Here is a 23,944-nt window from a genome sequence, read left to right on the forward strand (position 1 = left end):
GCCCGAGAACACCCTGGAGGGTGGTGTCAGGCACACGACCCGAAGCTCGCGGTCAGATCAGGGCTTGGCGCCCTTGCGCGCCCGGCTCGCCATCTTGGCCCGCTCGTTCTGGTCGAGCACGACCTTGCGGATCCGCACCGAGTCGGGGGTCACCTCGACGCACTCGTCCTCGCGGCAGAACTCCAGGCACTGCTCGAGCGACAGCTTGCGCGGCGGTACGAGCTTCTCGAAGTTGTCGGAGGTGGCGGACCGGATGTTGGTCTGCTGCTTCTCCTTGGTGATGTTGACGTCCATGTCGTCGGCGCGGGAGTTCTCGCCGACGATCATGCCCTCGTAGACCTCGGTGGCGGGCTCGACGAACATGATGCCGCGCTCCTGCAGGTTGGTCATCGCGTACGCCGTGGCGGCGCCCTTGCGGTCGGCGACCAGCGAGCCGGAGTTGCGTGAGCGGATCTCGCCGGCCCACGGCTCGTACTTCTCGAAGACGTGGTGGGCGATGCCGGTGCCGCGGGTCTCGGTGAGGAACTCGGTGCGGAAGCCGATCAGGCCGCGCGCCGGCACCAGGAACTCCATGCGCACCCAGCCGGTGCCGTGGTTGGTCATCTGCTCCATGCGGCCCTTGCGGGTGGCGAGCAGCTCGGTGATGGCGCCGAGGTACTCCTCGGGGGCGTCGATGGTCAGGCGCTCCACGGGCTCGTGGACCTTGCCGTCGACCTCCCTGGTCACCACCTGCGGCTTGCCGACGGTGAGCTCGAAGCCCTCCCGGCGCATCTGCTCGACGAGGATCGCCAGCGCCAGCTCGCCGCGGCCCTGCACCTCCCACGCGTCGGGGCGGTCGGTGGGGAGGATCCGCAGCGACACGTTGCCGACCAGCTCGGAGTCGAGGCGGTCCTTGACCAGGCGGGCGGTGACCTTCGAGCCCTTCACCTTGCCGACCAGCGGGGAGGTGTTGGTGCCGATGGTCATCGAGATCGCGGGCTCGTCGACGTGGATCAGCGGCAGCGCCCGGGGGTCCTCGGGGTCGGCGAGGGTCTCGCCGATGGTGATCTCGGGGATGCCGGCGATCGCCACGATGTCGCCGGGGCCGGCGGACTCGCCGGGCTTGCGCTCGAGGCCCTCGGTGACGAGCAGCTCGGTCACGCGGACGTTCTTCACCGTGCCGTCGCGCTTGATCCAGGCCACGGTCTGGCCCTTCTTCAGCGTGCCCTCGTGCACCCGCACCAGCGCGAGCCGGCCGAGGAACGGCGAGGCGTCGAGGTTGGTGACGTGGGCCTGCAGCGGCGCGTCCTCGGTGTACGTCGGGGCCGGGATGGTCTCGAGGATCGTGCGGAAGAGCGGCTCGAGGTCGGGGGAGTCGGGCAGCCCGCCGTTCTCGGGGACCTCCAGCGACGCGCGGCCGGCCTTGGCGGAGGCGTAGACGACCGGGAAGTCGAGGGCGTCCTGGCTGTGGTGGTCGTCGAGCAGGTCCATGAAGAGCTCGTAGGTCTCGTCGACGACCTCGGCGATGCGGGCGTCGCCGCGGTCGACCTTGTTCACGACCAGGACGACGGGCATGTCGGCGTTGAGCGCCTTGCGCAGCACGAACCGGGTCTGCGGCAGCGGCCCCTCGGAGGCGTCGACGAGCAGCACGATGCCGTCGACCATCGAGAGCCCGCGCTCGACCTCGCCGCCGAAGTCGGCGTGCCCGGGGGTGTCGATGATGTTGATCGTCATCGGCTTGCCCTCGGCCGCCGGACCCGCGTAGTGGATCGCGGTGTTCTTGGCGAGGATCGTGATGCCCTTCTCGCGCTCGAGGTCACCGGAGTCCATCACGCGGTCGCCGACGCCCTCGGCCTGGTGCTCGGAGAACGCGCCACCCTGGCGCAGCATGGCGTCCACGAGCGTCGTCTTGCCGTGGTCGACGTGCGCCACGATCGCGACGTTGCGCAGGTCGACGCGGGTGGACCGCGTCGAGGTCTCGGGGGTGTGCTCAGGCATGGGGGTACGACGTCACTTCCGGTGGTGGGGTCGGCCGATCGGCCGCACGGAAGTCTAGTGGCGATCCCCGGGCCGCCCTGCATCGGCGGAGCGGCCCCCGGCGCTGCTCAGACGGCCGCGGGAGCGGCGTTCGCCTGCTTGCGGATCATGAACGCGATGACGAACATCACGATGCCCCAGATGATCGCGAGGATGCCGAGGAAGACCGCGATCCCGACCACGCTCTTGCCGGGGTTGGCGACGAAGAGGATGCCGAGCAGGAAGTCGACGACGGCGCCCAGGATCAGCAGCCCGCGGGCGCCGGCGGCGCTGGCGGAGAAGGCGCCGACCAGCTCGAAGATGCCGCGCACGATCAGCCAGATGCCCAGGATCCAGGTCAGCGCGACGGCGGCCAGGCCGGGCGAGGTGATCGCCAGCAGGCCGGCGACGACGCCGATCAGGCCGAGGACGATCAGCAGCGCCTTCTCCCCGCCCGAGCGGCCGCCCATCACGGCGGTGCCGTCGGCGTTCATGCCGACGACGTCCTTGGAGAAGGCCTGGACGAAGGCGCCGATGCCGTCGGCGAGCGCCCAGATGCCCCACAGGAGCGCGAACGCGAGCGCGGCAGCGACCGGCGCGGCGATCGCGACGATGCCGAAGACGACCGCGATGGCCCCGCGCAGCAGCAGGCCCTTCCAGCTCATCGTCATCCAGTCCCTGACCATCTCGACCCCTCCCGGGCTCCGGCGCGCTCATGGCCCCCTGGCGCCGCTGCGCCGATCGTAGGACCGGCGCGGCCCGGGGTGTGGGCGGCGCGCGCCGCCGCGTGTCCCGGGGCGCCCGGCCGGCTACTGCAGGCTGGAGGTCAGCCGCATCGCGTTGTCGACGTACTTCGACCCGGCGGAGCGCTCGCGCCACTCCTCGAGCGTGAGCTCGCGGGAGAGGCTGCGGTAGGTGTCCTCGACGCGCTTCATGTCGGCCACCACGCTGGCGCCGGTGGCGAGCAGCGAGACCTCGGCGTTGAGCGCGAACGAGCGCATGTCCATGTTGCTCGACCCGATCACCGCGACGTCGTCGTCGATCGAGAAGTGCTTGCTGTGCAGCACCGCGGGCGCGGGGTAGAGGTAGATCCGCACCCCGGCCTCGAGCAGTGCCTGGTAGTAGGAGCGCTGGGCGTGGCCGACCATGAACTGGTCGGCCTCCTCGCTCACGAAGAGCTCGACGTCGAGGCCGCGCTGGGCCGCGGTGGTGACGGCGTTGAGGAGCGGCTCGTCGGGCACGAAGTAGGGGCTGGTGATCGAGACCCGCTGCCGGGCCGCGTGCACGAGCGTCGTGAAGAGCAGCAGGTTGTTCTGCGTGGGGTAGCCGGGGCCGCTCGGCACCACCTGGCAGTCCACGCCGTCGGGGTACGTCGGCGGCACGACCGGCGCCACGTCCTGGGCCATGATCTCGCCGGTCTCCTTGAACCAGTCGGTCGCGAACACCGCGCGCAGCCCGCTGACCGCCGGCCCCTCGACCTTGGCGACCAGCTCGACCCACTTGCGGCCGACCTTGTGGTTCTTGGGCTTGTTGTAGCCGGGCTCGGTCATGTTCATCGACCCGGCGAAGGCGGTCAGCCCGTCCACGACGAGGATCTTGCGGTGGTTGCGCAGGTCGGGCCGGCGGAACTCGCCCTTGAGCGGGTGGATCGGCAGCATCGCGTGGTGGTCGAGCCCGGCCGCGTCGAGGCGCTTGACGAAGTCCTTGAACCCGGGGATGCCACGCGAGCCCAGGTGGTCGTAGAGCACGCGCACCCGGACGCCCCGGTCGTGGGCGGCGACCACGGCGGAGAAGAACGGGTCGGTCACGTCGTCCCAGGCCGAGATGTAGAACTGCACCTCGACGGCGCTCTGGGCCCCCTCCACCGCCTCGGTCATCGCGTCGATCGCGTCCTGGTAGCCCGGGAAGAGCTGGATCCGGTTGCCCGGCTGCCACGGCAGCGCGGTCAGCCTCGAGTTGAGCGTCGCGACCGACGGCAGGTAGTCGGGCCCGGACGTCGGCGCGGAGGCCGGCATGTGGCGCACGTAGTGGCGGATCGCGGCGTCGGCCTCGGCCTGCTTGGCACGGCGGTCCTTGCCGACGGAGTTCTGGCCGAAGAGCAGGAACAGCAGGATCCCGCCGAAGGGGATCACCATGATCAGGATCAGCCAGGCCATGCCGGCGGCCGGCTTGCGGTTCCCGGGGATCACGCCGAGCGCGATCACCTTGATCAGGAAGTCGGCGGCGACCAGGACTGCCCCGAGGACGGCGGACACGGTGGCGGCATCGGTCGCGAGCGCGGTGGGCATTGGCGCACTGTAGGGCGGCCACCGGGCCCCCGGATCCCTCGCAGCGGGTGACTCGCCGGGTGGTGCGCGGCCGCGTGACAGGGTGGGGCCATGGACGCGGGGGCAGCAGGACGGGTCGAGGTCAGGCGCAGCGGCGGCTTCATCGGCCGCACCGCCACCGGCTCCCTCGACCTCGCCTCCGACGACCCGCGGGTGCCCGCGGTCCGGGCCCTGCTCGAGGCCGACGACCTCGCCGCCGCCCTCGCCGCCGCCCCGAGCGGTCCGCCCCACCCCGACCGCTTCGTCTACACCTTCACCCTGCCCGGCCACCCGCCGTACACCGTCGCGGACCAGCACCTCACCCCCGCCCTGCACCGCCTCGCCGACCTGGTCCTCACCGGCACCGACCGGTAGTACGTCACGAAAGGCCCCATGTCTTGCGGTCCGACGGGGCTTTTCGTGACGTACTACCCGTCAGGCCAGGGCGCGGTCGAGGGCGGCGGCGACGTGGAGGGTGGTGCAGGGGAAGAGGGGGAGCTCGACGTCGGCCTGCTTGACCAGCAGCTCGAGCTCGGTGCAGCCGAGGATCAGGCCTCCGGCGCCGGCGTCCCAGAGCTCGTCGACGAGGGAGACGACGGTACGGCGCGAGGAGTCGAGCACCTTCCCGTGCACGAGCTCGTCGTAGATGATCCGGTTCACGGTCTCGTGGTGGCGCGCCTCCGGCACGTGCACGGTGAGGCCGTGGGAGGCGATCCGGTCGGAGAAGAACGACCGCGACATCGCGAACGTCGTGCCGAGCAGCGCCACGGACTCCAGCCGGTGCTCCTTGCAGGCGTCGGCGACGACGTCGGCGAGGTGGAGCAGCGGGATGTCGACTGCCTCGGCCACCTGGTCCGCGACCATGTGGAACGTCGTCGTGCACAGCACCAGGAAGTCCGCCCCGGCGCGTTCCACGCCCCGCGCCGCCTCGGCCAGGATCGCCCCCACCTCGTCCCAGCGCTCCTGCTCCTGCAGCGCGTTGACCTCGTCGAAGTCGACCGAGGTCAACGCGATCCGGGCGGAGTGCAGGCCGCCGAGGCGTGCCTCGACCCCGAGGTTCAGGTCCTGGTAGTAGGCCGCCGAGCTCTCCCAGCTCATGCCGCCCACGAGTCCGATCGTCTGCACGGCGGCAGTCTGCCACCACCGCGCGCCGGGGGCGGGCGCGTCCCACGGCCCGTCAGGGCCGGAGCAGGGCGCCGGGGTCGAGCTGGGCGAGCAGCCCGAGCCGGTCGAGCTGGATCCAGTACTCCGCGATCCGACCGTCCGCCACGCGGTAGACCGCCGAGCCGATCTCCGTGGCCGGCTCTGGGCCGGCGCCGCGCTGGCGCCACCGCACGTAGACGCGGTCGCCGTCCGCGAGCAGCTCGGTCACCACGAACGTGAACCGCCCGTGCTCCCGCAGCATGTCCTGCACGTGCGCGGCGTACTCCTCCGGAGTGCGTACGACGGTGGCCGGGGCCTCGGCGACGACCTGGTGGGCGGGTACGGCGGGTGCCATCACCGCGCGTGCGGCGTCGCCGTCGCCCGTCGTGCGCACCAGTCCCAGGAAGCGGGCGACGACCTCGCCGGCCGGCGTGATGCCGTCCCACGTCGGTACGACGCCGGGCTCGACCGCCAGCTCACGCACGGGTGGCCACAGCCTCACGGTCGGCTTCTGCACGGCTCTCTCCTCAGGTCGGTCGGCGGTCGGTCGGCGTCGCACGCACCACGCTGCGGTCCGGCGCTGTCCGGCACCTGTCGCACCGCTGTCGGCCGACAGCCCACGGACAGTCCCCGGACAGCACCGGACCGCAGGCTCCGTGGTGTCCCCGCCGCCGGCGGGCAGCCACGAGAGGAACGACCCCGCATGAGCACGATCAGGAACGTGACCGACGCCGACTTCGCCGAGACCGTCCTCGGCGCCGACGGGCCGGTGCTCGTCGACTTCTGGGCGCCGTGGTGCGGCCCCTGCCTCCAGGTCGCGCCGGTCCTCGAGCAGATCGCCGACGAGCACGCCGATCGCCTGACGGTCGTGAAGCTCAACGTCGACGAGAACCCCGTGACCGCCGCGGCCTACCGGGTCACGGGCATGCCCACGCTCAACGTGTACGTCGGCGGCGAGGTGGTCCGGCAGATCCGCGGGGCCAAGCCCAAGCCGGCCCTCCTGCGCGACCTGGCCGACATCCTGGCCGGCTGACCACGGCCGGCCCTACTGCCCGACCCGGTGCACCTTGTGCTGGGCGGCCTGGGCGCGGGGGCGCAGGACGAGCTCGTCGATGTTCACGTGGGCCGGCCGAGTGGCGATCCACGCGATGGCGTCCGCGACGTCCTCGGCGACCAGCGGGTCGGGGACGCCGGCGTAGACCGCGTCCGCCTTCGCCTGGTCGCCGCCGAACCGGACCTTGGCGAACTCCTCGGTGCGCACCATCCCGGGCGCCACCTCGCAGATCCGCACCGGCTGGCCGACCAGCTCGAGCCGCAGGGTCTCGGTGACGACCTTGGTGCCGTGCTTGGCCGCGGTGTAGCCGCCGCCACCCTCGTAGGCGGCGCGGCCGGCCGTGGAGCCGACGTTGACGATCACGCCGTCCCCGCTGGCGCGCAGGGCGGGCAGCAGGGCCTGGGTCACGTGCAGGAGGCCGAGCACGTTGACGTCGTACATCGTGCGCCACTGCTCGGGGTCGGCATCCTCGACGGGGTCGGCGCCGAGCGCGCCACCGGCGTTGTTGACCAGCACCCGCAGCTCCGGCCCGACCTCGGCGGCCAGGGCGGCCACCGAGGCGGGGTCGGTGACGTCGCAGGTCACGGCGCGGCCCCCGATCTCCTCGGCCAGCGCGGCGATCCGGTCGGTACGCCGCGCGGTGCAGACCACCTCGAACCCGGACGCGGCGAGCGCCCGCGCGGTCGCGGCTCCGATGCCGCCGCTGGCGCCGGTGACCACGGCGATCCCGCCAGCGTTGCCGTCGGGGTAGCCGGGGGCGGGAGAGGTCGGACGAGGGCTCTGCGCGGCGTCGGGCATGCACCGATTGTCCAGCCCCGTGGTCGGCCCGGCGTAGCCGGTGGCACACTGGCCATTTGTCCGGGGGTGAGGACGGACGAGCAGAGAGAGAAGGACTGTTGAACCTGCGCACCGTGGCGGCGATCGCCGGCGTGCTCGGAGGCCTGGTGTGGGTGGCGCGGCTGGTGCTCGACCTCGCCGGGGTCTCGGACACCACCCTCGACCCGCTCTACCTCCTGGGCGGGCTGCTGCTGGTGGTGGCCTACATCGGGTTCGGGGCCGGCCTGGTCGGCAAGAGCGCGCACTGGCTGCAGGTCATCGTCGGGCTCTGCTTCCCGGCCCTGGTCTGGTCCGTTCTGGAGATGCTCCGCGCCGACAACCCCGAGCTCGTCGACGGGATCTTCGGCGCCGGGACGATCGTGGCGTCCGCGGTCGTGATCGCCCGCGAGCGCAAGCGGCGGCCACCGCCGAGGCGGGCGGGTGCCCACGCCCGCTGACCGGCGCCCGGGACGACCGCAAGGAATGCGCGAGCCCGGCCGGAGGTTGTGGGTACTGGCCCCCTGACGGAAGGCACCACGTGGATCGTGCGATCGAGCGGCTGGCGATGATCAGCCTGCACACCTCGCCGCTGGACCAGCCCGGCACGGGCGACGCCGGCGGCATGAACGTCTACGTCGTCGAGCTCGCCAAGCGCCTCGCCGCCCGCGGCATCGCGGTCGACATCTTCACCCGCGCGACCAGCTCGCGGCTCGCGCCGGTCGTCCCCGCCTTCGACGGCGTCACCGTGCACCACGTGCACGCCGGGCCGTTCGAGGGGCTGACCAAGGGGGAGCTCCCGGGCCAGCTCTGCGTCTTCGCCCGCGAGGTGCTGCGGGCCGAGGCCGCGCAGCCCGAGGGCCACTACGACGTCGTGCACTCCCACTACTGGCTCTCCGGCCAGGTCGGCGCGCTGGCCCGCGACCGCTGGGGCGTCCCGCTGGTGCACACGATGCACACCATGGCCAAGGTCAAGAACGACGCCCTCGCCGTCGGCGACACCCCCGAGCCGCTGGCCCGGATCATCGGTGAGGAGCAGGTCGTCGAGGCCGCCGACGTGCTCGTCGCCAACACCGACCTCGAAGCCAAGCAGCTGATCAACCTGTACGACGCCGACCCGACGCGGGTGCGGGTGGTCCACCCGGGCGTCGACCTCGACGTCTTCCGGCCGCACCCGGTCGCCGAGGCGCGCCACTCGGTCGGCCTGCCCGAAGACGCGCTGGTCGTGCTCTTCGCGGGCCGGATCCAGCCGCTCAAGGCCCCCGACGTGCTGCTGCGCGCCGTCGCGGTGCTGCTCGAGCGGCGCCCCGACCTGCGCGCCCGGCTCGTCGTCCCGGTGGTCGGCGGGCCGTCGGGCACCGGGCTCGAGCACCCCGAGTCGCTGGCCCAGCTCGCCGCCGAGCTCGGCCTCGACGACGTGGTCCGCTTCGTCCCGCCGGTCGAGCAGGTCGAGCTGGCGCGCTGGTGCGCCGCCGCCGACCTCGTCGCGGTCCCGTCGTACAACGAGTCCTTCGGGCTGGTCGCCGTCGAGGCGCAGGCGACCGGCACCCCCGTGCTCGCCGCGGCCGTGGGCGGGCTGACCACCGTCGTCCGCGACGGCCACAGCGGGCTGCTCCTCGACACCCACGAGCCGGACGACTGGGCGCACGCGATCGAGCGCCTGCTGGTCGACGAGCCCCTGCGCGCCCGCCTGTCGCGCGGCGCGCTCGAGCAGGCCCGGTCGTTCGCCTGGGAGACCACCGCCGAGCACACCCTCGACGTCTACGAGCAGGCCCGCCGCGAGCTGCTCCGCGCGGTGTCGTGACCCCCGGGCCGACCAGCCCCGTCGACGTCGTCCGGGCCCACCTGCGCGAGCAGGGGATCGAGCACGAGGAGCTCGCCGAGGGCGTCTTCTCGCTGAGCCTGCCCGGCGAGCGGAAGCTGCAGGTGCCGGTGCGCCTCGACGTCGGTCGCCACGCGCTCGGCGTGCACGCCTTCGTCTGCCGCAAGCCCGACGAGAACCACGAGCGCGTCTACCGCTGGCTGCTCGAGCGCAACCTGCGGATGTATGCCGTGGCCTTCGCCGTCGACGCCGCCGGCGACATCTACCTCGACGCCCGGCTGCCCCTCGCCTCGGTCACGCCCGACGAGCTCGACCGCCTGCTCGGCGCGGTGCTGTCGTACGCCGACGAGTCGTTCAACACGATCCTCGAGCTCGGCTTCGCCTCCGCGATCCGCAAGGAGTGGGAGTGGCGGCGGCTCCGTGGCGAGTCGACCCGCAACCTCGAGGCCTTCCGCGGCTGGCTCGAGGCGGGCGAGGTCCCCCCGACCTCCTGACCGTCGGCCCGGTCGGCTCAGCTTCCGGCAGCAGCGGTCGCGGCCTCCGGGTCGGCCGGTCGCAGCCGCTCGCGCGGCTTGCGGCGGGCGACGGCCACGCCGACCAGCGCGAGCACCCCGCCGAGGTAGGCCATCGTCGGCGGCGCCTCGGACAGGAAGACCACGCTCATCACGATCGTGATCGGGGGGACGAGGTAGGTGGTCACGCCGAGCTTGCTGGCGTCCATGTGCCGCAGTGCGTAGGCGTACGTCGTGAAGGCGATCGCGGTGGGGAAGACGCCGAGGTAGACCAGCCACCACACCGAGGACGCCGGCGCGTCGCCCGCCTCCTCGACCAGCTGCCCGGCGAACGGCAGGCACACCACCGCGCCGACCGTGCAGGCCAGCCAGGTCACCTGCACCGCGGGCAGGCGGCCGACCAGGGGCTTCTGCAGGACCAGGCTGACGGAGTAGACGAGCGCCGACACCAGGCACAGCACCACGCCGAGGACGTCGCGGTTGCCGCCGGGGCTGGTCGACAGCGCGATCACGCCGACGCCGGAGAAGGCCAGCGCGAGGCCGAGCCCGAGGTTGCGGGTGAACCGCTCGCCGAGGAAGAGCGCGGCCATCAGGGCGATCAGCACCGGCGACACCTGGATCAGCATCACGGCGGTGCCGGCGTCGACCCGTTGCTCGCCCTCGTTGAGGGCGACGTTGTAGACGCCGAACCAGAGCACGCCGATCACGGCGATGATCGCGAGGTCGCGGCGGGAGGGGCGGGGCAGGCCGCGCGGCAGCGCCACGGCCGCGAGGCACAGCGACCCGACGACGAGCCGCCCGAGCGACAGCGCGCCCGCGGAGAAGTCGTCGGCCAGGTGGCGGATGGCCACGAACGCCGAGGCCCACAGCACGAGGGTGCAGCCGACCGCGGCCAGCGGCAGCCAGGTCGGCGGCCCGTCTGGCGCGGCAGCGTCGGCAGCGGGGGAGGTGGGGGCGGCGGCGGTCACCCGACCAGCGTAGGGACGACCACCGACAGGTGACACGCGGATTTCGGACGCCGCAGCGCGACTTCCCGCCAGCGCACCGGCGGCGGGCCCCGCCGTCGCCTCAGAGGTCGAGCTTGTAGCCCAGCCCGCGCACCGTGACCAGGTAGCGCGGCTCGCCCGGGTCGGGCTCGATCTTCGCTCGCAGCCGCTTCACGTGGACGTCGAGCGTCTTGGTGTCGCCGACGTAGTCCGAGCCCCACACGCGGTCGATCAGCTGGCCGCGGGTCAGCACCCGACCGGGGTTGCGCAGGAACATCTCGAGCAGCTCGAACTCCTTGAGCGGGAGCTTCTGCTTCTCGCCGTTCACCGTGACGACGTGGCGCTCGACGTCCATCCGGACGGGTCCGGCCTCGAGCGTCATCGGCGCGAGGTCGGGCTCCGCCCCGCGCCGCAGCACGGCGCGGATCCGGGCGACGAGCTCGCGGGGGGAGTACGGCTTGGTCACGTAGTCGTCGGCCCCGAGCTCGAGCCCGACGACCTTGTCGATCTCGTCGTCCTTGGCGCTCACCATGATCACCGGCACGTTGGAGGTCTGCCGGATCTGGCGGCACACCTCCGTGCCGGGGATGCCGGGCAGCATCAGGTCCAGCAGCACGACGTCGGGACCGAAGCGGTCGAACTCGGTGAGGGCGGTGTTGCCGTCGGCCGCGATCGCGACCTCGAAGCCCTCCTTGCGCAGCATGTAGGTGAGAGCGTCGCTGTAGCTCTCCTCGTCCTCGACGACGAGCACCCTCGTCACGGGCTGACCTCCTGGTGGGGGGCGAACGGGAAGCCGGCCGGGGGGGCCGACTGGTCGAGCTGGTGGCGGGGCAGGCTGAGTGTGAAGGTCGATCCCTGGCCCTCCACGGACCACACGCGCACGTCGCCGCCGTGGGTGGCAGCGATGTGCTTGACGATCGAGAGGCCGATGCCGGTGCCGCCGGTGGAGCGGTGCCGGGCCGGGTCGACGCGGTAGAAGCGCTCGAAGATGCGCTCCATCTCCGCGGCGGGGATGCCGATGCCCTGGTCGATCACCGAGATCTCCACGGTGTCGTCGACCGACCGGGCGGTCACCAGCACCGAGGAGTCCTTGCCGGAGTAGGTGACGGCGTTCGCCACCAGGTTGGAGACCGCGGCGGTGAGCTGCTCGGCGCTGCCGACCACCTCGAGCCCGGTCTCGCCGCCGGTGACCAGCGAGATGTTGCGGGCCCCGGCGTCGGTGGCGACGGTGTCCACGGCCGTGGTGACGACGTCGTCGACCGACACCGCGGTCGGCGACTCGAGCGGGTCGTCACCCTGGAGCCGCGAGAGCTCGATGACCTGCTGCACCAGCCGGGAGAGCCGGTCGCTCTCGGTGAGCATCCGGTTGCTGAACCTGCGCACCGCCTCGGGGTCGTCGGCCGCGTCGGCGACGGCCTCGGCGAGCAGGCGGATCGCGCCCACCGGCGTCTTCAGCTCGTGGCTGACGTTGGCGACGAAGTCGCGGCGCACCGCCTCGACCTGGCGCTCCCGGGTGCGGTCCTCGACCAGCGCGAGCACCAGCCGGGCGCCCAGCGGCGCCACCCGCGCGGTCACGTGGCGCGCCGGCATGGCTGCGCGCGAGACGAGCATCTCCGACTCGCGGATCTCCCCGTCGCGGCGCACCCGGTGGACGAGCTCGACGAGCTCGGCGTTGACCAGCAGGTTCCCGCGCACCAGCCCGTAGGCGTACGCCGGGGCGGACGCGCGCAGGACGACGTCGTCCTCACCGACCACGACCGCGCTGCTGCGCAGGACCGCGAGCACCGTCGCCACGGCCGGCGGCACGAGCGGTTCCTCGTCGTGCCCGGCCGGCGGCCGGTGCTGCAGCCGGTCGCTGATCGCCCAGGCGTACACCGCGCTTCCGACGACGACGCCCCCGATCAGGGCGGCGAGCAGCGCCGTCGTCGTCGGGTCCACACCGTGATCGTACGAGCAACCCGCCGGGAAACCGCCCCTGAGCAGGCGCTTCGCACCGACTGTTCACCGCCCATTCACGCCCCGTGGGGCTCCCGGTACCCGGGCTGCCTACGATCGCAGCATGCGAGAGGCCTTCCACGAACAGCTCGACGGGGTCTTCGACGACCTCGCGGGGATCTGCCGCAGCGTCGAGACCGCGGTCCGGCTCGCCACACAGGCGTTGCTGAGCGGCGACGCCGCGATCGCCGAGCAGGTGATCAGCGCGGACGCCGACATCGACAAGGCCAAGGAGAAGATCGAGGACACCTGCTTCCAGCTGCTCTCGCTCCAGCAGCCCGTCGCCGGCGACCTCCGGGTCGTCGTCAGCGCCCTGCGCATGGTCACCGAGCTCGAGCGGATGGGCGACCTCTCGGTGCACGTCGCCAAGATCGCCCGCCTGCGGGTGCCCGACATCGCGGTGCCCGAGGAGGTCCGGCCCACCCTGGCCCGGATGGGCGAGGTCGCGGAGGACATGGTCTGCCGCGTCGAGCAGATCATCACCACCAAGGACGTCGAGGCCGCGATCGAGCTCGGGCGCGCCGACGAGATCATGGACGGCCTGCGCCGGCAGAGCTTCGCCGAGCTCTTCGCCGACGAGTGGGCGCACGGCGTCGAGGCGGCTGTCGACATCGCCCTGCTCGGTCGCTACTACGAGCGGATCGCCGACCACGCGGTGTCGGTGGCCAACCGCGTCGTGTACGTCGTGACCGGCGACTTCCCGGTCGACGTCTGAGCGCTGCTGCTCAGCGGCCCTGGTTCGCGACCGCGGCTGCCGCGGCAGCCGCCGCCTCGGGGTCGAGGTACTCACCGCCGGGGACGGTGGGCGCCAGCGACTCGTCGAGGCGGTAGACCAGCGGCATGCCGGTGGGGATGTTGAGCCCGGCGATGTCGTCGTCGCTGATCGAGTCGAGGTGCTTGACCAGGGCGCGCAGGCTGTTGCCGTGCGCCGCCACCAGCACGGTGTGGCCGGCGCGCAGGTCGGGGACGATCGAGGACTCCCAGTAGGGCAGGAATCGCGCCACGACGTCCTTGAGGCACTCGCTGCGCGGCATCTCCTCGCCGAGCCCGGCGTAGCGGGGGTCGCCGACCTGCGACCACTCGTCGTCGTCGGCCAGCGGCGGTGGGGGCACGTCGTAGGAGCGGCGCCAGAGCATGAACTGCTCCTCGCCGAACTCCGCCAGCGTGGCCTTCTTGTCCTTGCCCTGCAGCGCGCCGTAGTGGCGCTCGTTGAGGCGCCACGAGCGGCGGACGGGGATCCAGTGTCGGTCGGCCGCGTCGAGCGCCAGGGCGGCGGTGTTGATCGCGCGGCGCTGCAGCGAGGTGTGCACGACGTCGGGCAGGACGCCCGCCTCGCGCAGCTGCTCCCCGCCGCGGACCGCCTCGGTGCGGCCCTTGTCCGAGAGGGCCACGTCGACCCAGCCGGTGAAGAGGTTCTTGGCGTTCCACTCGCTCTCGCCGTGGCGGAGCAGGATCAACGTGTAGGACATGTGCCCTCCCGGCTCGGTCGGCCGCTCAGCGGCCGGAGTTCACTCGGACTGCTCGATGGGCGTCGGCGAGGTCTCCTCGGTCTGGTCCGGCTCGACGCTCTCGGACTCGCAGCCCGTCGTCGGGCCGTCGAGGCCCTCCCAGATCCCGCAGTTGGTCACCACGGGGACGTTCATGTCGACCTTGGAGCCGTCGCCGAAGGTGACGGTCAGGTCGAGGAAGTCGCCGGCAACGAAGTCGCCCGTGATCGGGAAGCCGCCGTCATCGGCGAGGTTGACCATGCCCGCGGCCGGGACGTCGACCGAGGTGTCGCCGTCGAACGTCAGCCCGGTGGCCGGGTCGGTGCCGGCCACCGACTCCACGGAGGCGGGCTCGACCTCGCTGTTGTTGACGAACGTCGCGACGAAGGTGCCGGAGCCGTCCTCGGCCGAGACGACGACCGCGCCCAGCACGTCGATCTCCGCTTCGCGGTTCACGCTGCCCGTCGTGATCTGGTTGATCCGGTTGGTGGCGTCGGTCCCGCAGCCGGTGAGGGCGGTCGCGAGCAGGAGCGCGCCCACGAGGAGCGCGGGAGTACGGCGCAGGTGCATGGGCGGCAGCCTAGCGGTCCCCACGGGCGGTCACTGCGCCAGCCCGACCTGCGTCGCGACCCACGCCGTGGCGGTCACGACGAGGCCGGTCAGGACCAGCGTCGCCCACAGCAGGCGGGGGGCTCCGGTGCGCAGTGCGATGCGCAGCGCGAGGTGCCGATAGCCCTCGCGGTTGTCCTCGACGAGGTGCGGCAGGCAGGTCAGCAGGTGGACGCAGACGCCGAGCGCCGCCACCAGCGCGGTCACCGCCACCTCGGGCGGCTCGCCGCGCGCCTGGCCGCCCCACCCGCCGTACGAGACGAACGCCGGGAGCAGCGCGTACGACGCCGCGGCCGGCACCCACGACAGCCAGCTGCGGCGCAGCACCAGGTTGCCGAGCAGGAGGAGGGCCCAGGAGAGCAGGTAGGCGGAGCCCGCGACGAGGCCGTTGGCCACGCACAGCGGCACCAGCAGCAGCGTCGCGCAGGCCACGGTGAACCACACCGTGCCGGGCTCGAGCAGGCCCCGACCGAGCGGCGAGCCGCCCGGCTCTGCGCTGGAGGGACGTGTGCGGTCGACGAGGTCGTGGTGCCAGCCGACCACCGCCTGCCCCACGAGCACGGTGGCCAGGACCAGCAGCACCTCGCGCAGCGGGCGGCCCGCGAGCGCCGCCACGACGGCCACGCCGAGGGCGGTCAGCACCGCCGCCAGCGGGTGCGCCGACCTCACCAGCACCACGGGTCCCAGCTCGCGCAACCCGCGCCGCTCCGCACGCACCTCGGTGTCCGAGTCGGCTCCCACGGCGACCCCTCCCGTGCCCCAGTCCCCCATGCCTGCAGTATCCACCTGCACCAGCGCCCGTCATCCCCGTCACCGGAGGGAAATCGAGCCGGGGGCATGGTCGGCCGGCGGGTGGCTCACCTCCCGGGCGCCGAACGCCCCGCACCGGTGACGACGCACGCCACTCCGACACAACCACGGAGTGCTGCCAGGCGGGGTCCCCACACGGCGATGCTCGGGTCGTTGGCAGCGTTGCCGTCGCGGAACAGGTTCACGAGCTGGTAGGGGTCCGACCCGAACACGTAGAACTCCCGTGCGGTGAGGGCTCCGGTGTCCTTGGTGTACCACTCGGTGTACTGGTTGGCCGTCGTCAGCACCGATGCCCAGGGCGGCAGCGGCGCATCGAGAGTGCGTCCGTACTCGATCAGCAGCTGGGTCCGCGGTGTCGGCGAGAACAGGGAGAGCCCGTCCAGCGGGTACCTGAGCTGGGGAGACACGCCAGCCGCCTCCAGGAGGGTCGGCATGATGTCCACGTTGCTGACCAGCCTGTTGTCCACGGTTCCCGGAGTGACGTGCCCCGGCCAGCGCACGAGGAGCGGAACGGCCTCGGACTCGGTGTAGGGGAAGCGCTTGTCGACGATCCGGTGCTCACCCCACATGTAGCCGTTGTCGGAGGTGAAGATCGCCAGGGTGCGGCCGTCCTCGCCGAGCCGCGAGATCTCGTCCACCACGCGGCCGACGAGGTCGTTGACGGACATGATGGTCCGGAGGTGCTGCGTGCGCGTCTGCTCGACACTCGAGGTGTTCAGCAGGCCGCGCCACCGGACACTGCTCGGCTTGTCCGAGACGTCGGCCTCGTTGAAGCTGGGCGGATAGGTCCAGGCAGGCACGGGCGCGCTCGCGTACTTCGACGAGGGAATGCTCGGAGAGTGGGGTGCTTGCGGGGCTATGTACAGCAACCAGGGCTCGGCATCCTGCCGCTCGAACTCGTTCAGGTCACTGATCGCGTAGTTCCCCAGCACGTCCGAGTAGTAGCCCGAGATCCTCCTCACCGTGCCGTTCACGTTGTAGGAGATGTTCTGGTATCCCCCGGTGGTGAAGGCCCACCGGTCCCAGAACCGCGGACTCCGTGACAGCGGCACCGTGTTCATGAACTTGCCCGCCATCGCGGTGTTGTAGCCCGCGGCCTGCAGGTAACCCTGGAACATGGCGGACTGGTCGAGCGCCGCGATCTCCGCATCGAGACCGTTCCCGGTCACGCCGTTGTTGTGGCCGTACCTGCCGGTGAAGAGGCTCGCCCGTGAGGGCGAGCACAGCGGCGTGGTGGCGTAGCTCCGGGTGTAGGTCCGACCTCCCTGCTGGAAGTAGCTCTGGACGCGGGGCATCGCCGGCAGCGTGCCGGTCGCGCGGAGGTCGTCGAGGTTGATGATCAGGATGTTCGGCTGGTCGACACTTGCGATCTCCGCGGTCGCCGCTGCGTCGGTGACAGGCTGGCCCAGGGCGGGCGTTCCTGCGCCCACGCTGACGAGCAGGGCCGCCGACGAGATCGAGGTCACTGCCGAGAGCCACAGTGATGGGTGACGCATCGCTACTCCTCGTGAGGTGCGGAGCTCTGCGACACGTCACGGCCGATGCAGCTGCCCCCGAGGCACCGGGACGTGCCCGGCTTCCGCGATGCAGCCCAGTCAACCGTCCGGCCTCCAGGCGCGACCAGAGGCCGATGCCCTCCGCAGGCGGGACCATCCGCCCTAGGCGCCCGTCGTCGAGGTGGCCGACCATCCCCTCAGGAGAGTGACGACGGTGGCACAGGCGAGCGCAGCCGCACGAGGCGTCGACGCAGGTCGACGCCGCCCCTTCCACGTGATGGCCAAGCCGACCGGCCCGGCCTGCAACCTGGCCTGCGACTACTGCTTCTACCTCGACACGTCGAGGCTCTTCCCGGATCCGCACACACGCATGAGCGAAGACGTGCTGAGTCGCTACCTCGAGCAGCTGTTCGCAGGGCAACCCGACGGGGAGGTGGTCGTCGCCTGGCAGGGGGGCGAGCCGACGCTGCGGGGGATCGACTTCTACCGGAAGGCCGTGGAGCTCGAACGCCGGTTCGCCCGCCCCGGGCAGACCGTGCTGAACACCCTCCAGACCAACGGGGTGCTGCTCGACCGGCCGTGGGTGACGTTCCTCCGGCGGCAGGGGTTCCTGGTGGGGCTCTCGATCGACGGGCCCGCCGAGGTGCACGACGCCTACCGCCGCAACCACGCGGGACGACCCTCCTTCGCCGCAGTCCGTCGCGCGGTCGACCTGCTGACCGGCGCAGGCGTGCCCTGGAACGCGCTCACCACCGTGCACGCCGCGAACCAGGACCGCGGCCGGGAGGTCTACTGCTTCCTGCGCGACGAGTGCGGAGCACGGTTCATGCAGTTCATCCCCGTGGTCACGCCGCTCCAGGACGTCGGCGGATCGTGGGAGCCGGGGGAGTGGGCGGTGCGCCCCGGGGCGTACGGGCGGTTCCTGGTCGACGTCTTCGAGGACTGGGTGCGCCGTGATGTCGGGAGCGTGTTCGTCCAGATGTTCGACACGACCCTGGGCAACACTCTCGGGGAACCCGGTGGCCTCTGCGTGCACCAGCCTGCCTGCGGCGACGCGGTGGTCCTCGAGCACGACGGTTCGGTGTACGCCTGCGACCACTTCGTGGATGCTCGCCACCGGTTGGGCTCGATCATGGACCGGACCCTCCTGGAGATGGTGGAGTCGCCGGCCCAGCTGGCGTTCAAGCGGGCGAAGGGCGCGTCGTTGCCGCAGGTGTGCCGCCACTGTCCGGTCCGCAGGCTGTGCCACGGCGGCTGTCCCAAGGACAGGTTCGTCCGGGCGGCGGACGACGGAGCGCCCGGCAACTACCTGTGCCCCGACTACCGCCTGTTCTTCCAGCACGTGGCGACGCCCATGGCCGTGATGTGCCAGGCACTCCGACGGGGCGCCTCGCCGGACCACGTCATGGAGGTCTACGCACGTGCGGACGAACGGCGCCGCCCGGAGGATCGCTGCACCTGCGGGCGCGACCGTGCCTGGTCCGACTGCCACGGACGAGCACCCTCCGCCGCCCACCGGGCCGAGCCGACCGCCGGCGGCACCCCGGACTGACGCCGTCCCCACCACACGAGTCCGGTCTTGTCAAGCCCTGATTGTGCCTCTGACCTGCACAAACGATGTCTGGAGCACCACCGCGGGCATGTTAGACTGGTCACCTAGGAAGGGGTACTTGACACATGACCTTTACCGTCGGCGAAACGGTTGTCTATCCAAATCACGGGGCCGCAGTCATCGAGGACATCGAGATGCGGAAGATCAAGGGAGAGGACCGGCAGTACCTCGTCCTTCGGATCGTTGCCCAGCAGGACCTGGTCGTCCGCGTCCCGGCCTGCAACCTCGACCTCGTCGGGGTCCGGGACGTCGTCGACAAGGAGGGTCTCGACCGTGTGTTCGACGTCCTCCGTGCCGAGCACGTCGAGGAGCCCACGAACTGGTCGCGGCGCTACAAGGCCAACCTCGAGAAGCTGCACAGCGGCGACGTCATGAAGGTGTCCGAGGTCGTCCGTGACCTCTGGCGCCGCGAGCGTGACCGCGGCCTGTCGGCCGGCGAGAAGCGGATGCTGGCCAAGGCGCGCCAGATCCTCGTCTCCGAGCTGGCCCTGGCCGAGCACACCAACGAGGACAAGGCCGAGGCCATCCTCGACGAGGTGCTCGCCTCCTGACCTGACCGGCTCACGCCGATCCTGTCTCCGTGGCCCCCGGGTGATCCCGGGGGCCACGACCCATTTCCGGGCGGCCGGGCCCCGCAGGTGACCTAGGGTCGCGGCATGGACGACGACGACCGCGCTGCCGCGCTCGGGACCGTGGCCGAGGACGCCCGGGGCTCGCTGCCGTACGCGCTGCTGCACGGTGAGGCGCTGGTCGCCTGCGCGGCGTGGGCGCTCGGGGAGGCCGGGGTGGTCATCGTCGACCTCGGCACGGCGTGGGACGCCGTGGCCGAGGCGGGGGCGCCGTTCGTGGTGCACGACGCGCTGTGCCCGATGGCCCCGCCGGAGTTCATCGCAGCCTGCGTGGAGCGGGCGGTCGCCGAGGACGTCGTGGTCGTGGCCGTGCGGCCGGTCACCGACACCGTCAAGCGGGTCAGCGTCGACGACGCCGGCCGCGCGGTGGTCGGCGACACCGTCGACCGGGACGGTCTGCTCGCCCTGGCCTCCCCGGTGGTGCTCCCGGCGTCGGTCGTGGCGTCGCTGCCGGGCGCGCCGACCACCGACCTGCTGCGTCTGGTGCGCGAGCTGCGTCAGGCCGGGCCCGTGGTGCTGGTCGAGGCCCCGCCCGGGGCACGGCGGGTCTCCTCGCCCGACGAGGTCGCGGTGCTCGAGGCGCTCACGGCGCGCTGAGCCGCTCCGCGAGCGCGACGTCCTCGGGAAAGGTGATCTTCAGGTTGCGCGGCGAGCCCGGGACGCCGGTCACGGTCACCTCGCCCGGTGTGGTGTGGAGGGCCACGCAGGCCGCGGTGTCGGTGCCCTCGAACCCGTCGCGGCGGGCCGCGTCGTACGCCGCGAGAAGCGGGCCGGCGCGGAAGGCCTGGGGCGTCTGCACTGCCGCGAGCCGCGGGTCGACGTCGTGGCCGTCCGCGGCGACCACGGGGCCGAGCGGCACGACGGGCAGCGCCCCGCCCGACGCGCGGGCGGCGTCGACCACGGCGGTGAAGAGGTCGGTGCCGGCCAGGGGGCGGGCGCCGTCGTGGATCGCGACGACGTCGACCCGGCCCGCCGCGACGTCGGCGGCCAGGACGGCGAGCGCGGCGTCCTCGGAGGCGTGGCGGGTGGCGCCGCCCTCGACCACCACCACCTCGGCGTCGCCGAGGTGCGGCGCCAGGGCCGCAGCGACGTCGTCCTGCTCGCCGGGGCGGACGACGACCACGAGCCGGGCGAGGTCGGGGACGCCCAGTGCCGCCTGCACCGACCAGGCCAGCACCGGCCGGTCGCGCAGCGGGAGCAGCACCTTGTTGCGGTCGGCCCCGACGCGGCTGCCGGAGCCGGCGGCGAGGACGACCACGGCGCACGGCACCCCCGGAGGCTAGCCGGTGGGCGCCCGGGCTTGTTTACCTGCTTGTTGCACGGGGAGGGCGCCGGGAAACAGCGGCTTGACACGCGCCTCCTAGCGTCGGGGCATGACGGCGGAGCCGGTGGAGGACTGGCACCCCGTGTGCCGGCTCACCGAGCTCGAGGTCGGGCGGGGGGCGACCGCGCTGGTGCACGGCCAGGCGGTCGCGCTGTTCCGGCTCGCGGGCGACGAGGTCTTCGCGCTGGGCAACCACGACCCGTTCGCGCACGCCTCGGGTCTCGCCCGCGGGATCGTCGGCCACCGCGGCGAGGTGCCGTTCGTCGGGTCGCCCGCGCACGGGCACGCCTTCGACCTGCGCACGGGGCGCTGCCTCGACGACGAGCACGCGTCGGTGGCGGTCTTCGAGGTGCGGGTGGTCGAGGGCGTGGTGCTGGTGGGTCCGCGGCACGCCGCGCACTCCTGACGGCGCGAGGCGAACTCAGTCGGGGACGACGAGCGCGGTGGCCACCGCCGCGACGCCCTCGCCACGGCCGGTCAGGCCGAGCCCGTCGGTCGTCGTGGCCGACAGCGAGACCGGGGCGCCGATCGCCGCCGAGAGCACCGCGACCGCTTCCTCCCGGCGCGGGCCGAGCCGCGGCCGGTTGCCGACGACCTGGACGGCGGCGTTGCCGATGCTGAAGCCGGCCTCGCGCACCCGGCGCGCGGTCTCCTCAAGCAGCGCGGTGCCCGCGGCGCCGGCCCAGGCGGGGTCGCTGGTGCCGAAGGTGGAGCCGAGGTCACCGAGCCCGGCGGCGCTCAGCAGCGCGTCGCAGAGGGCGTGCGCGGCGACGTCCGCGTCGGAGTGCCCCTCCAGCCCCGCGGGCTCGTCGGGCCAGGCCAGCCCGGCGAGGTGCATCGGGACCCCCGCGACCAACCGGTGGACGTCGGTGCCGACACCGACGCGCGGGACGGGCGCCGTCCGGCGGTCCGCGGGTGAGGGGGAGTTCTGCACGTCCTGATCATGCCTGAGACAGAATCGGCAGGGTGAGGTCGGTGCGCAGCGCGTGGTCGCTGGCCGGGCTGGTGGCCGGGCTGGCAGGGGTGGCGGTCAGCTACGCCGTCGCGATGGCCATGTCGATCCGCGACTCGCCGGTCGTCGCGGTGGCCGAGCTCGTCATCCGCGCGACCCCGGGCGCGGCCGCCGAGGGGGCGATCGGCGTCCTCGGCACCTGGGACAAGCCGGTGCTCGTGGTCGTCATCCTGGTCTTCCTGGCCGGCGCCTTCGCCTGGGCCGGGCGGCTGGCGGCCCGCTCGTGGTGGGCGCCGGTGGCGGTCTACCTCGCGCTGGCCACCGCCGGCGTGGTCGCCGTGTCGATGCAGCCCGCGGCCTCGCCGCTGGCGTTCCTGCCGCTGACCCTCGGCTTCGTGACCTGGGTGGTGGTGCTCTCGCTGCTCGCCGACCCGCTGCGCCGGCTCGACCCCGCAGCCGGGGCCGCGGACGAGAGCACGGGCGGTCCGGACGGGGTCGCCCTCGCGACGCGGCGCGGCTTCCTGCTGCGCGCCGGCGCGATCGCCGCGGTGTCGGTCGTCGTCTCCGGCGCCGGGCGCGTGGTCGGCGCGGGCCGCCGGCAGGTCGAGGAGACCCGCCGTCTGCTGCGGCTGCCCGGGGTCACCGAGCCGGTGCTGCCGCGCGGCGTCCGCGCCGGGGTCGCCGACATCACGCCGTGGGAGACGCCGAACGACGACTTCTACCGCGTGCACACCGCGATCGTGGTGCCGAGCATCGAGCCGCGGAACTGGCGGCTGCGGATCCACGGGCTCGTGGACAACCCGCTCGAGATCGGGTTCGACGACCTGCTGGCGCGCGAGCGCACCGAGGCGTGGGTGACGCTCAGCTGCGTGTCCAACCGCGTCGGCGGCGACCTGATCGGCAACGCCTGGTGGAGCGGAGTGCGGGTCGCCGACCTGCTCGCCGAGGCCGGCGTCCGGCCCGGCGCCGACGCCGTGCTGCAGACCTCCGACGACGGCTGGACGTGCGGCACCCCGCTCGCCGCGCTGACCGACGACCGCGACGCGCTCCTGGCGGTGGCGATGAACGGCGAGCCGCTGCCGATCGACCACGGCTTCCCGGTGCGGATGGTCGTGCCGGGTCTCTACGGCTACGTCTCCGCGTGCAAGTGGCTGGTCGACCTCGAGGTCACCCGGTTCGACGACATCGAGGCCTACTGGGTCGGCAAGGGGTGGGCCGAGCAGGCGCCGGTGAAGATCGCCTCGCGGGTCGACGTGCCGCGGTCGGGGTCGGACGTGCCCGGCGACGCGCCGGTGGTCTTCGGCGGGGTCGCGTGGGAGCAGCACACCGGCATCGAGGGCGTCGAGATCGCCGTCGACGGCGGCCCCTGGCAGCCCTGCACGCTGGCGTCGGTGCCGAGCGTCGACACCTGGGTGCAGTGGTCGACGTCGCTGTCGCTCGACCCGGGCGACCACACCGTGCGGGTGCGGGCGACCAGCAAGGGCGGGCAGGTGCAGACCGGCGTCGAGCAGGACGTGCTCCCCGACGGCGCCACGGGCTGGCACAGTGTCGACTTCACGGTCAGCGAACCCGACGCCTGACCGCCACCGACGGGAGAACGAGCGACATGGTGGACCCGGGCGTGCGCGACTTCGCCGGACACCGCGGCGCCGCGCTGGTGGTCGGCGGCAGCGGCGGGCTCGGGCTGCCGATCGCCCGCCTGCTGGCGCGCCGCGGGGCGCACGTCGCCGTCACCTTCCACACCAGCGCGGACGGCGCCGGTGCCGCGGTCACCTCGGCGCGCGAGTGGGGCGTGCGCGCGTCGTCGTACCAGCTCGACGTGACCTCGGACGAGGACTGCGCGGCTGTGGTCGACGCCGTCGTGGAGGAGCACGGCGGCCTGCACACGCTGGTGCACGCGGCAGGGCCGCACGTGCCGATGGCGCACCTGTCGAACGTCGCGCCCGCGACCATGGCCGCCCAGCTGCTGGCCGACGCGGCCGGCTTCTTCAACGTCGTGCAGCCCGCGCTGCCGCACTTGCGGCACAGCCGGGGCTCGGTGGTGGCGGTGACGACGGCGGCGACGACGCGCTACCCCGTGCGCGACGGGCTGTCGTCCGCGCCGAAGGGCGCGGTCGAGGCGCTGGTGCGGGCGCTGGCGGCCGAGGAGGGGCGGTTCGGCGTCCGGGTGAACTGCGTCGGGCCCGGGATGCTGAACGACGGGATGGCGGTGCGGCTGATCGCGTCGGGCGACCTGTCGCCCGAGGCGCTGGAGGTGGCGCGGTCACGGATCCCGCTGCGGCGGTTCGGCCACGCCGCCGACGTCGCGGAGGCGGTGTGCTTCCTGGCCTCGGACCGGGCGGGGTTCATCTCCGGGCAGAAGCTGGACGTCGACGGGGGCTACGGTGTCTGAGGGGCCG

At 72.7% G+C, this 23,944-nt stretch carries 27 protein-coding genes; 12 read left to right on the forward strand and 15 right to left on the reverse strand.

Annotated elements, in window-relative coordinates; all coding sequences use genetic code 11:
- Positions 1-57: 57 nt before the first annotated feature.
- The 3 genes from typA to cls form a co-directional block, all read right to left on the reverse strand.
- On the reverse strand, positions 58-1,977 hold the full coding sequence (gene typA / locus ACFPGP_RS03545) for a translational GTPase TypA (protein ID WP_378586966.1): 1,920 nt from the start codon (positions 1,975-1,977) through the stop codon (positions 58-60).
- A 107-nt stretch (positions 1,978-2,084) separates the two neighbouring features.
- Positions 2,085-2,681 (reverse strand): HdeD family acid-resistance protein, encoded by a 597-nt coding sequence (locus ACFPGP_RS03550; protein WP_378586968.1) that lies wholly within the window; start codon positions 2,679-2,681, stop codon positions 2,085-2,087.
- 123 nt (positions 2,682-2,804) lie between these two features.
- Positions 2,805-4,283: a cardiolipin synthase gene (gene cls, locus ACFPGP_RS03555; RefSeq protein WP_378586969.1), complete on the reverse strand. Its 1,479-nt coding sequence runs from the start codon at positions 4,281-4,283 to the stop codon at positions 2,805-2,807.
- Positions 4,284-4,373: 90 nt separating this feature from the next.
- On the opposite strand from cls, the gene ACFPGP_RS03560 reads away from it, so the two are divergent.
- Positions 4,374-4,676, forward strand: a complete 303-nt coding sequence (locus ACFPGP_RS03560; RefSeq protein ID WP_378586972.1) for a protealysin inhibitor emfourin — start codon at positions 4,374-4,376, stop codon at positions 4,674-4,676.
- A gap of 60 nt (positions 4,677-4,736) precedes the next feature.
- Here ACFPGP_RS03560 and ACFPGP_RS03565 read toward each other — a convergent pair whose 3' ends face one another.
- Positions 4,737-5,426, reverse strand: a complete 690-nt coding sequence (locus tag ACFPGP_RS03565) for an aspartate/glutamate racemase family protein (protein ID WP_378586975.1) — start codon at positions 5,424-5,426, stop codon at positions 4,737-4,739.
- A 52-nt stretch (positions 5,427-5,478) separates the two neighbouring features.
- On the reverse strand, positions 5,479-5,961 hold the full coding sequence (locus ACFPGP_RS03570; RefSeq protein WP_378586978.1) for an ester cyclase: 483 nt from the start codon (positions 5,959-5,961) through the stop codon (positions 5,479-5,481).
- Between the two features lie 186 nt (positions 5,962-6,147).
- On the opposite strand from ACFPGP_RS03570, the gene trxA reads away from it, so the two are divergent.
- A complete protein-coding gene (gene trxA, locus ACFPGP_RS03575; protein ID WP_378586981.1) occupies positions 6,148-6,477 on the forward strand; it encodes a thioredoxin in 330 nt (109 codons plus the stop codon).
- Positions 6,478-6,489: 12 nt separating this feature from the next.
- Here the strand turns inward: trxA and ACFPGP_RS03580 are convergent, their stop codons facing one another.
- Positions 6,490-7,296 carry an SDR family NAD(P)-dependent oxidoreductase gene (locus ACFPGP_RS03580; protein ID WP_378586984.1) on the reverse strand — a complete coding sequence of 269 codons (807 nt, stop codon included), beginning with the start codon at positions 7,294-7,296 and terminating at the stop codon, positions 6,490-6,492.
- A 98-nt stretch (positions 7,297-7,394) separates the two neighbouring features.
- On the opposite strand from ACFPGP_RS03580, the gene ACFPGP_RS03585 reads away from it, so the two are divergent.
- From ACFPGP_RS03585 to ACFPGP_RS03595, 3 genes are all read left to right on the forward strand, one after another.
- The gene (locus ACFPGP_RS03585; RefSeq protein WP_378586987.1) at positions 7,395-7,772 is read left to right on the forward strand and encodes a hypothetical protein; all 378 of its coding nucleotides are present in this window, start codon (positions 7,395-7,397) and stop codon (positions 7,770-7,772) included.
- A gap of 80 nt (positions 7,773-7,852) precedes the next feature.
- Complete coding sequence (gene mshA / locus ACFPGP_RS03590) at positions 7,853-9,115, forward strand: D-inositol-3-phosphate glycosyltransferase (RefSeq protein WP_465263244.1); 1,263 nt, start codon at positions 7,853-7,855, stop codon at positions 9,113-9,115.
- Positions 9,112-9,627 carry a type III secretion system chaperone family protein gene (locus tag ACFPGP_RS03595; protein ID WP_378586989.1) on the forward strand — a complete coding sequence of 172 codons (516 nt, stop codon included), beginning with the start codon at positions 9,112-9,114 and terminating at the stop codon, positions 9,625-9,627. The genes mshA and ACFPGP_RS03595 overlap by 4 nt, the downstream gene beginning before the upstream one ends.
- 17 nt (positions 9,628-9,644) lie before the next feature.
- Here ACFPGP_RS03595 and ACFPGP_RS03600 read toward each other — a convergent pair whose 3' ends face one another.
- The 3 genes from ACFPGP_RS03600 to ACFPGP_RS03610 form a co-directional block, all read right to left on the reverse strand.
- Positions 9,645-10,613 carry a DMT family transporter gene (locus ACFPGP_RS03600; protein WP_378586992.1) on the reverse strand — a complete coding sequence of 323 codons (969 nt, stop codon included), beginning with the start codon at positions 10,611-10,613 and terminating at the stop codon, positions 9,645-9,647.
- A 100-nt stretch (positions 10,614-10,713) separates the two neighbouring features.
- Positions 10,714-11,391: a response regulator gene (locus ACFPGP_RS03605; protein ID WP_378586995.1), complete on the reverse strand. Its 678-nt coding sequence runs from the start codon at positions 11,389-11,391 to the stop codon at positions 10,714-10,716.
- Positions 11,388-12,569, reverse strand: coding sequence for a sensor histidine kinase (locus ACFPGP_RS03610; protein WP_378586998.1), 1,182 nt, complete (start codon positions 12,567-12,569; stop codon positions 11,388-11,390). Before ACFPGP_RS03610 ends, ACFPGP_RS03605 begins: the two co-directional genes overlap by 4 nt.
- A 121-nt stretch (positions 12,570-12,690) precedes the next feature.
- Between ACFPGP_RS03610 and phoU the strand changes: the two genes are divergently transcribed.
- Complete coding sequence (gene phoU / locus ACFPGP_RS03615) at positions 12,691-13,341, forward strand: phosphate signaling complex protein PhoU (protein WP_378587000.1); 651 nt, start codon at positions 12,691-12,693, stop codon at positions 13,339-13,341.
- 10 nt (positions 13,342-13,351) lie between these two features.
- Here phoU and ACFPGP_RS03620 read toward each other — a convergent pair whose 3' ends face one another.
- The 4 genes from ACFPGP_RS03620 to ACFPGP_RS03635 all read right to left on the reverse strand — a co-directional run bounded on the left by ACFPGP_RS03620 (position 13,352) and on the right by ACFPGP_RS03635 (position 17,028).
- Positions 13,352-14,095, reverse strand: coding sequence for a phosphoglyceromutase (locus tag ACFPGP_RS03620; RefSeq protein ID WP_378587003.1), 744 nt, complete (start codon positions 14,093-14,095; stop codon positions 13,352-13,354).
- Positions 14,096-14,134: 39 nt separating this feature from the next.
- Positions 14,135-14,683 carry a copper chaperone PCu(A)C gene (locus tag ACFPGP_RS03625; RefSeq protein WP_378587005.1) on the reverse strand — a complete coding sequence of 183 codons (549 nt, stop codon included), beginning with the start codon at positions 14,681-14,683 and terminating at the stop codon, positions 14,135-14,137.
- 30 nt (positions 14,684-14,713) lie between these two features.
- On the reverse strand, positions 14,714-15,463 hold the full coding sequence (locus ACFPGP_RS03630; RefSeq protein ID WP_378587007.1) for a hypothetical protein: 750 nt from the start codon (positions 15,461-15,463) through the stop codon (positions 14,714-14,716).
- A 116-nt stretch (positions 15,464-15,579) separates the two neighbouring features.
- Positions 15,580-17,028, reverse strand: a complete 1,449-nt coding sequence (locus tag ACFPGP_RS03635) for a sulfatase family protein (protein ID WP_378587009.1) — start codon at positions 17,026-17,028, stop codon at positions 15,580-15,582.
- A 214-nt stretch (positions 17,029-17,242) separates the two neighbouring features.
- Here ACFPGP_RS03635 and ACFPGP_RS03640 point away from each other — a divergent pair, with 214 nt between their 5' ends.
- From ACFPGP_RS03640 to ACFPGP_RS03650, 3 genes are all read left to right on the forward strand, one after another.
- Positions 17,243-18,580, forward strand: a complete 1,338-nt coding sequence (locus ACFPGP_RS03640) for an anaerobic sulfatase maturase (protein WP_378587012.1) — start codon at positions 17,243-17,245, stop codon at positions 18,578-18,580.
- Between the two features lie 125 nt (positions 18,581-18,705).
- Positions 18,706-19,191 (forward strand): CarD family transcriptional regulator, encoded by a 486-nt coding sequence (locus ACFPGP_RS03645; protein WP_378587015.1) that lies wholly within the window; start codon positions 18,706-18,708, stop codon positions 19,189-19,191.
- Between the two features lie 105 nt (positions 19,192-19,296).
- Entirely contained in the window at positions 19,297-19,866 is a 570-nt protein-coding gene (locus tag ACFPGP_RS03650; protein WP_378587018.1) for a 2-C-methyl-D-erythritol 4-phosphate cytidylyltransferase, read from the forward strand.
- Here ACFPGP_RS03650 and ACFPGP_RS03655 read toward each other — a convergent pair.
- On the reverse strand, positions 19,853-20,539 hold the full coding sequence (locus ACFPGP_RS03655; RefSeq protein ID WP_378587021.1) for an IspD/TarI family cytidylyltransferase: 687 nt from the start codon (positions 20,537-20,539) through the stop codon (positions 19,853-19,855). The two genes, ACFPGP_RS03650 and ACFPGP_RS03655, sit on opposite strands and share 14 nt — an antisense overlap.
- A 103-nt stretch (positions 20,540-20,642) precedes the next feature.
- Between ACFPGP_RS03655 and nirD the strand changes: the two genes are divergently transcribed.
- Positions 20,643-20,999, forward strand: coding sequence for a nitrite reductase small subunit NirD (gene nirD, locus ACFPGP_RS03660; protein WP_378587024.1), 357 nt, complete (start codon positions 20,643-20,645; stop codon positions 20,997-20,999).
- A 15-nt stretch (positions 21,000-21,014) separates the two neighbouring features.
- Here the strand turns inward: nirD and ispF are convergent, their stop codons facing one another.
- Positions 21,015-21,527 (reverse strand): 2-C-methyl-D-erythritol 2,4-cyclodiphosphate synthase, encoded by a 513-nt coding sequence (ispF, locus tag ACFPGP_RS03665; protein WP_378587027.1) that lies wholly within the window; start codon positions 21,525-21,527, stop codon positions 21,015-21,017.
- A 32-nt stretch (positions 21,528-21,559) separates the two neighbouring features.
- Here ispF and ACFPGP_RS03670 point away from each other — a divergent pair, with 32 nt between their 5' ends.
- Together ACFPGP_RS03670 and ACFPGP_RS03675 are read left to right on the forward strand one after the other, a co-directional pair.
- Entirely contained in the window at positions 21,560-23,125 is a 1,566-nt protein-coding gene (locus ACFPGP_RS03670) for a molybdopterin-dependent oxidoreductase (protein WP_378587031.1), read from the forward strand.
- Positions 23,126-23,151: 26 nt separating this feature from the next.
- Positions 23,152-23,937, forward strand: a complete 786-nt coding sequence (locus tag ACFPGP_RS03675; RefSeq protein WP_378587034.1) for an SDR family NAD(P)-dependent oxidoreductase — start codon at positions 23,152-23,154, stop codon at positions 23,935-23,937.
- The last annotated feature ends 7 nt before the right edge of the window (positions 23,938-23,944 follow it).

The organism is Nocardioides taihuensis, assembly GCF_042657275.1.
Lineage (GTDB): Bacteria > Actinomycetota > Actinomycetes > Propionibacteriales > Nocardioidaceae > Nocardioides > Nocardioides taihuensis.

What these genes read in the sequence shown, in the direction of transcription:
- typA (WP_378586966.1), bottom strand. Translation starts at nt 1,977, where the DNA reads ATGCCTGAGCACACCCCCGAGACCTCGACGCGGTCCACCCGCGTCGAC.
- ACFPGP_RS03550 (WP_378586968.1), bottom strand. Translation starts at nt 2,681, where the DNA reads ATGGTCAGGGACTGGATGACGATGAGCTGGAAGGGCCTGCTGCTGCGC.
- cls (WP_378586969.1), bottom strand. Translation starts at nt 4,283, where the DNA reads ATGCCCACCGCGCTCGCGACCGATGCCGCCACCGTGTCCGCCGTCCTC.
- ACFPGP_RS03560 (WP_378586972.1), top strand. Translation starts at nt 4,374, where the DNA reads ATGGACGCGGGGGCAGCAGGACGGGTCGAGGTCAGGCGCAGCGGCGGC.
- trxA (WP_378586981.1), top strand. Translation starts at nt 6,148, where the DNA reads ATGAGCACGATCAGGAACGTGACCGACGCCGACTTCGCCGAGACCGTC.
- ACFPGP_RS03580 (WP_378586984.1), bottom strand. Translation starts at nt 7,296, where the DNA reads ATGCCCGACGCCGCGCAGAGCCCTCGTCCGACCTCTCCCGCCCCCGGC.
- phoU (WP_378587000.1), top strand. Translation starts at nt 12,691, where the DNA reads ATGCGAGAGGCCTTCCACGAACAGCTCGACGGGGTCTTCGACGACCTC.
- ACFPGP_RS03620 (WP_378587003.1), bottom strand. Translation starts at nt 14,095, where the DNA reads ATGTCCTACACGTTGATCCTGCTCCGCCACGGCGAGAGCGAGTGGAAC.
- ACFPGP_RS03625 (WP_378587005.1), bottom strand. Translation starts at nt 14,683, where the DNA reads ATGCACCTGCGCCGTACTCCCGCGCTCCTCGTGGGCGCGCTCCTGCTC.
- ACFPGP_RS03635 (WP_378587009.1), bottom strand. Translation starts at nt 17,028, where the DNA reads ATGCGTCACCCATCACTGTGGCTCTCGGCAGTGACCTCGATCTCGTCG.
- ACFPGP_RS03645 (WP_378587015.1), top strand. Translation starts at nt 18,706, where the DNA reads ATGACCTTTACCGTCGGCGAAACGGTTGTCTATCCAAATCACGGGGCC.
- ACFPGP_RS03650 (WP_378587018.1), top strand. Translation starts at nt 19,297, where the DNA reads ATGGACGACGACGACCGCGCTGCCGCGCTCGGGACCGTGGCCGAGGAC.
- nirD (WP_378587024.1), top strand. Translation starts at nt 20,643, where the DNA reads ATGACGGCGGAGCCGGTGGAGGACTGGCACCCCGTGTGCCGGCTCACC.
- ACFPGP_RS03675 (WP_378587034.1), top strand. Translation starts at nt 23,152, where the DNA reads ATGGTGGACCCGGGCGTGCGCGACTTCGCCGGACACCGCGGCGCCGCG.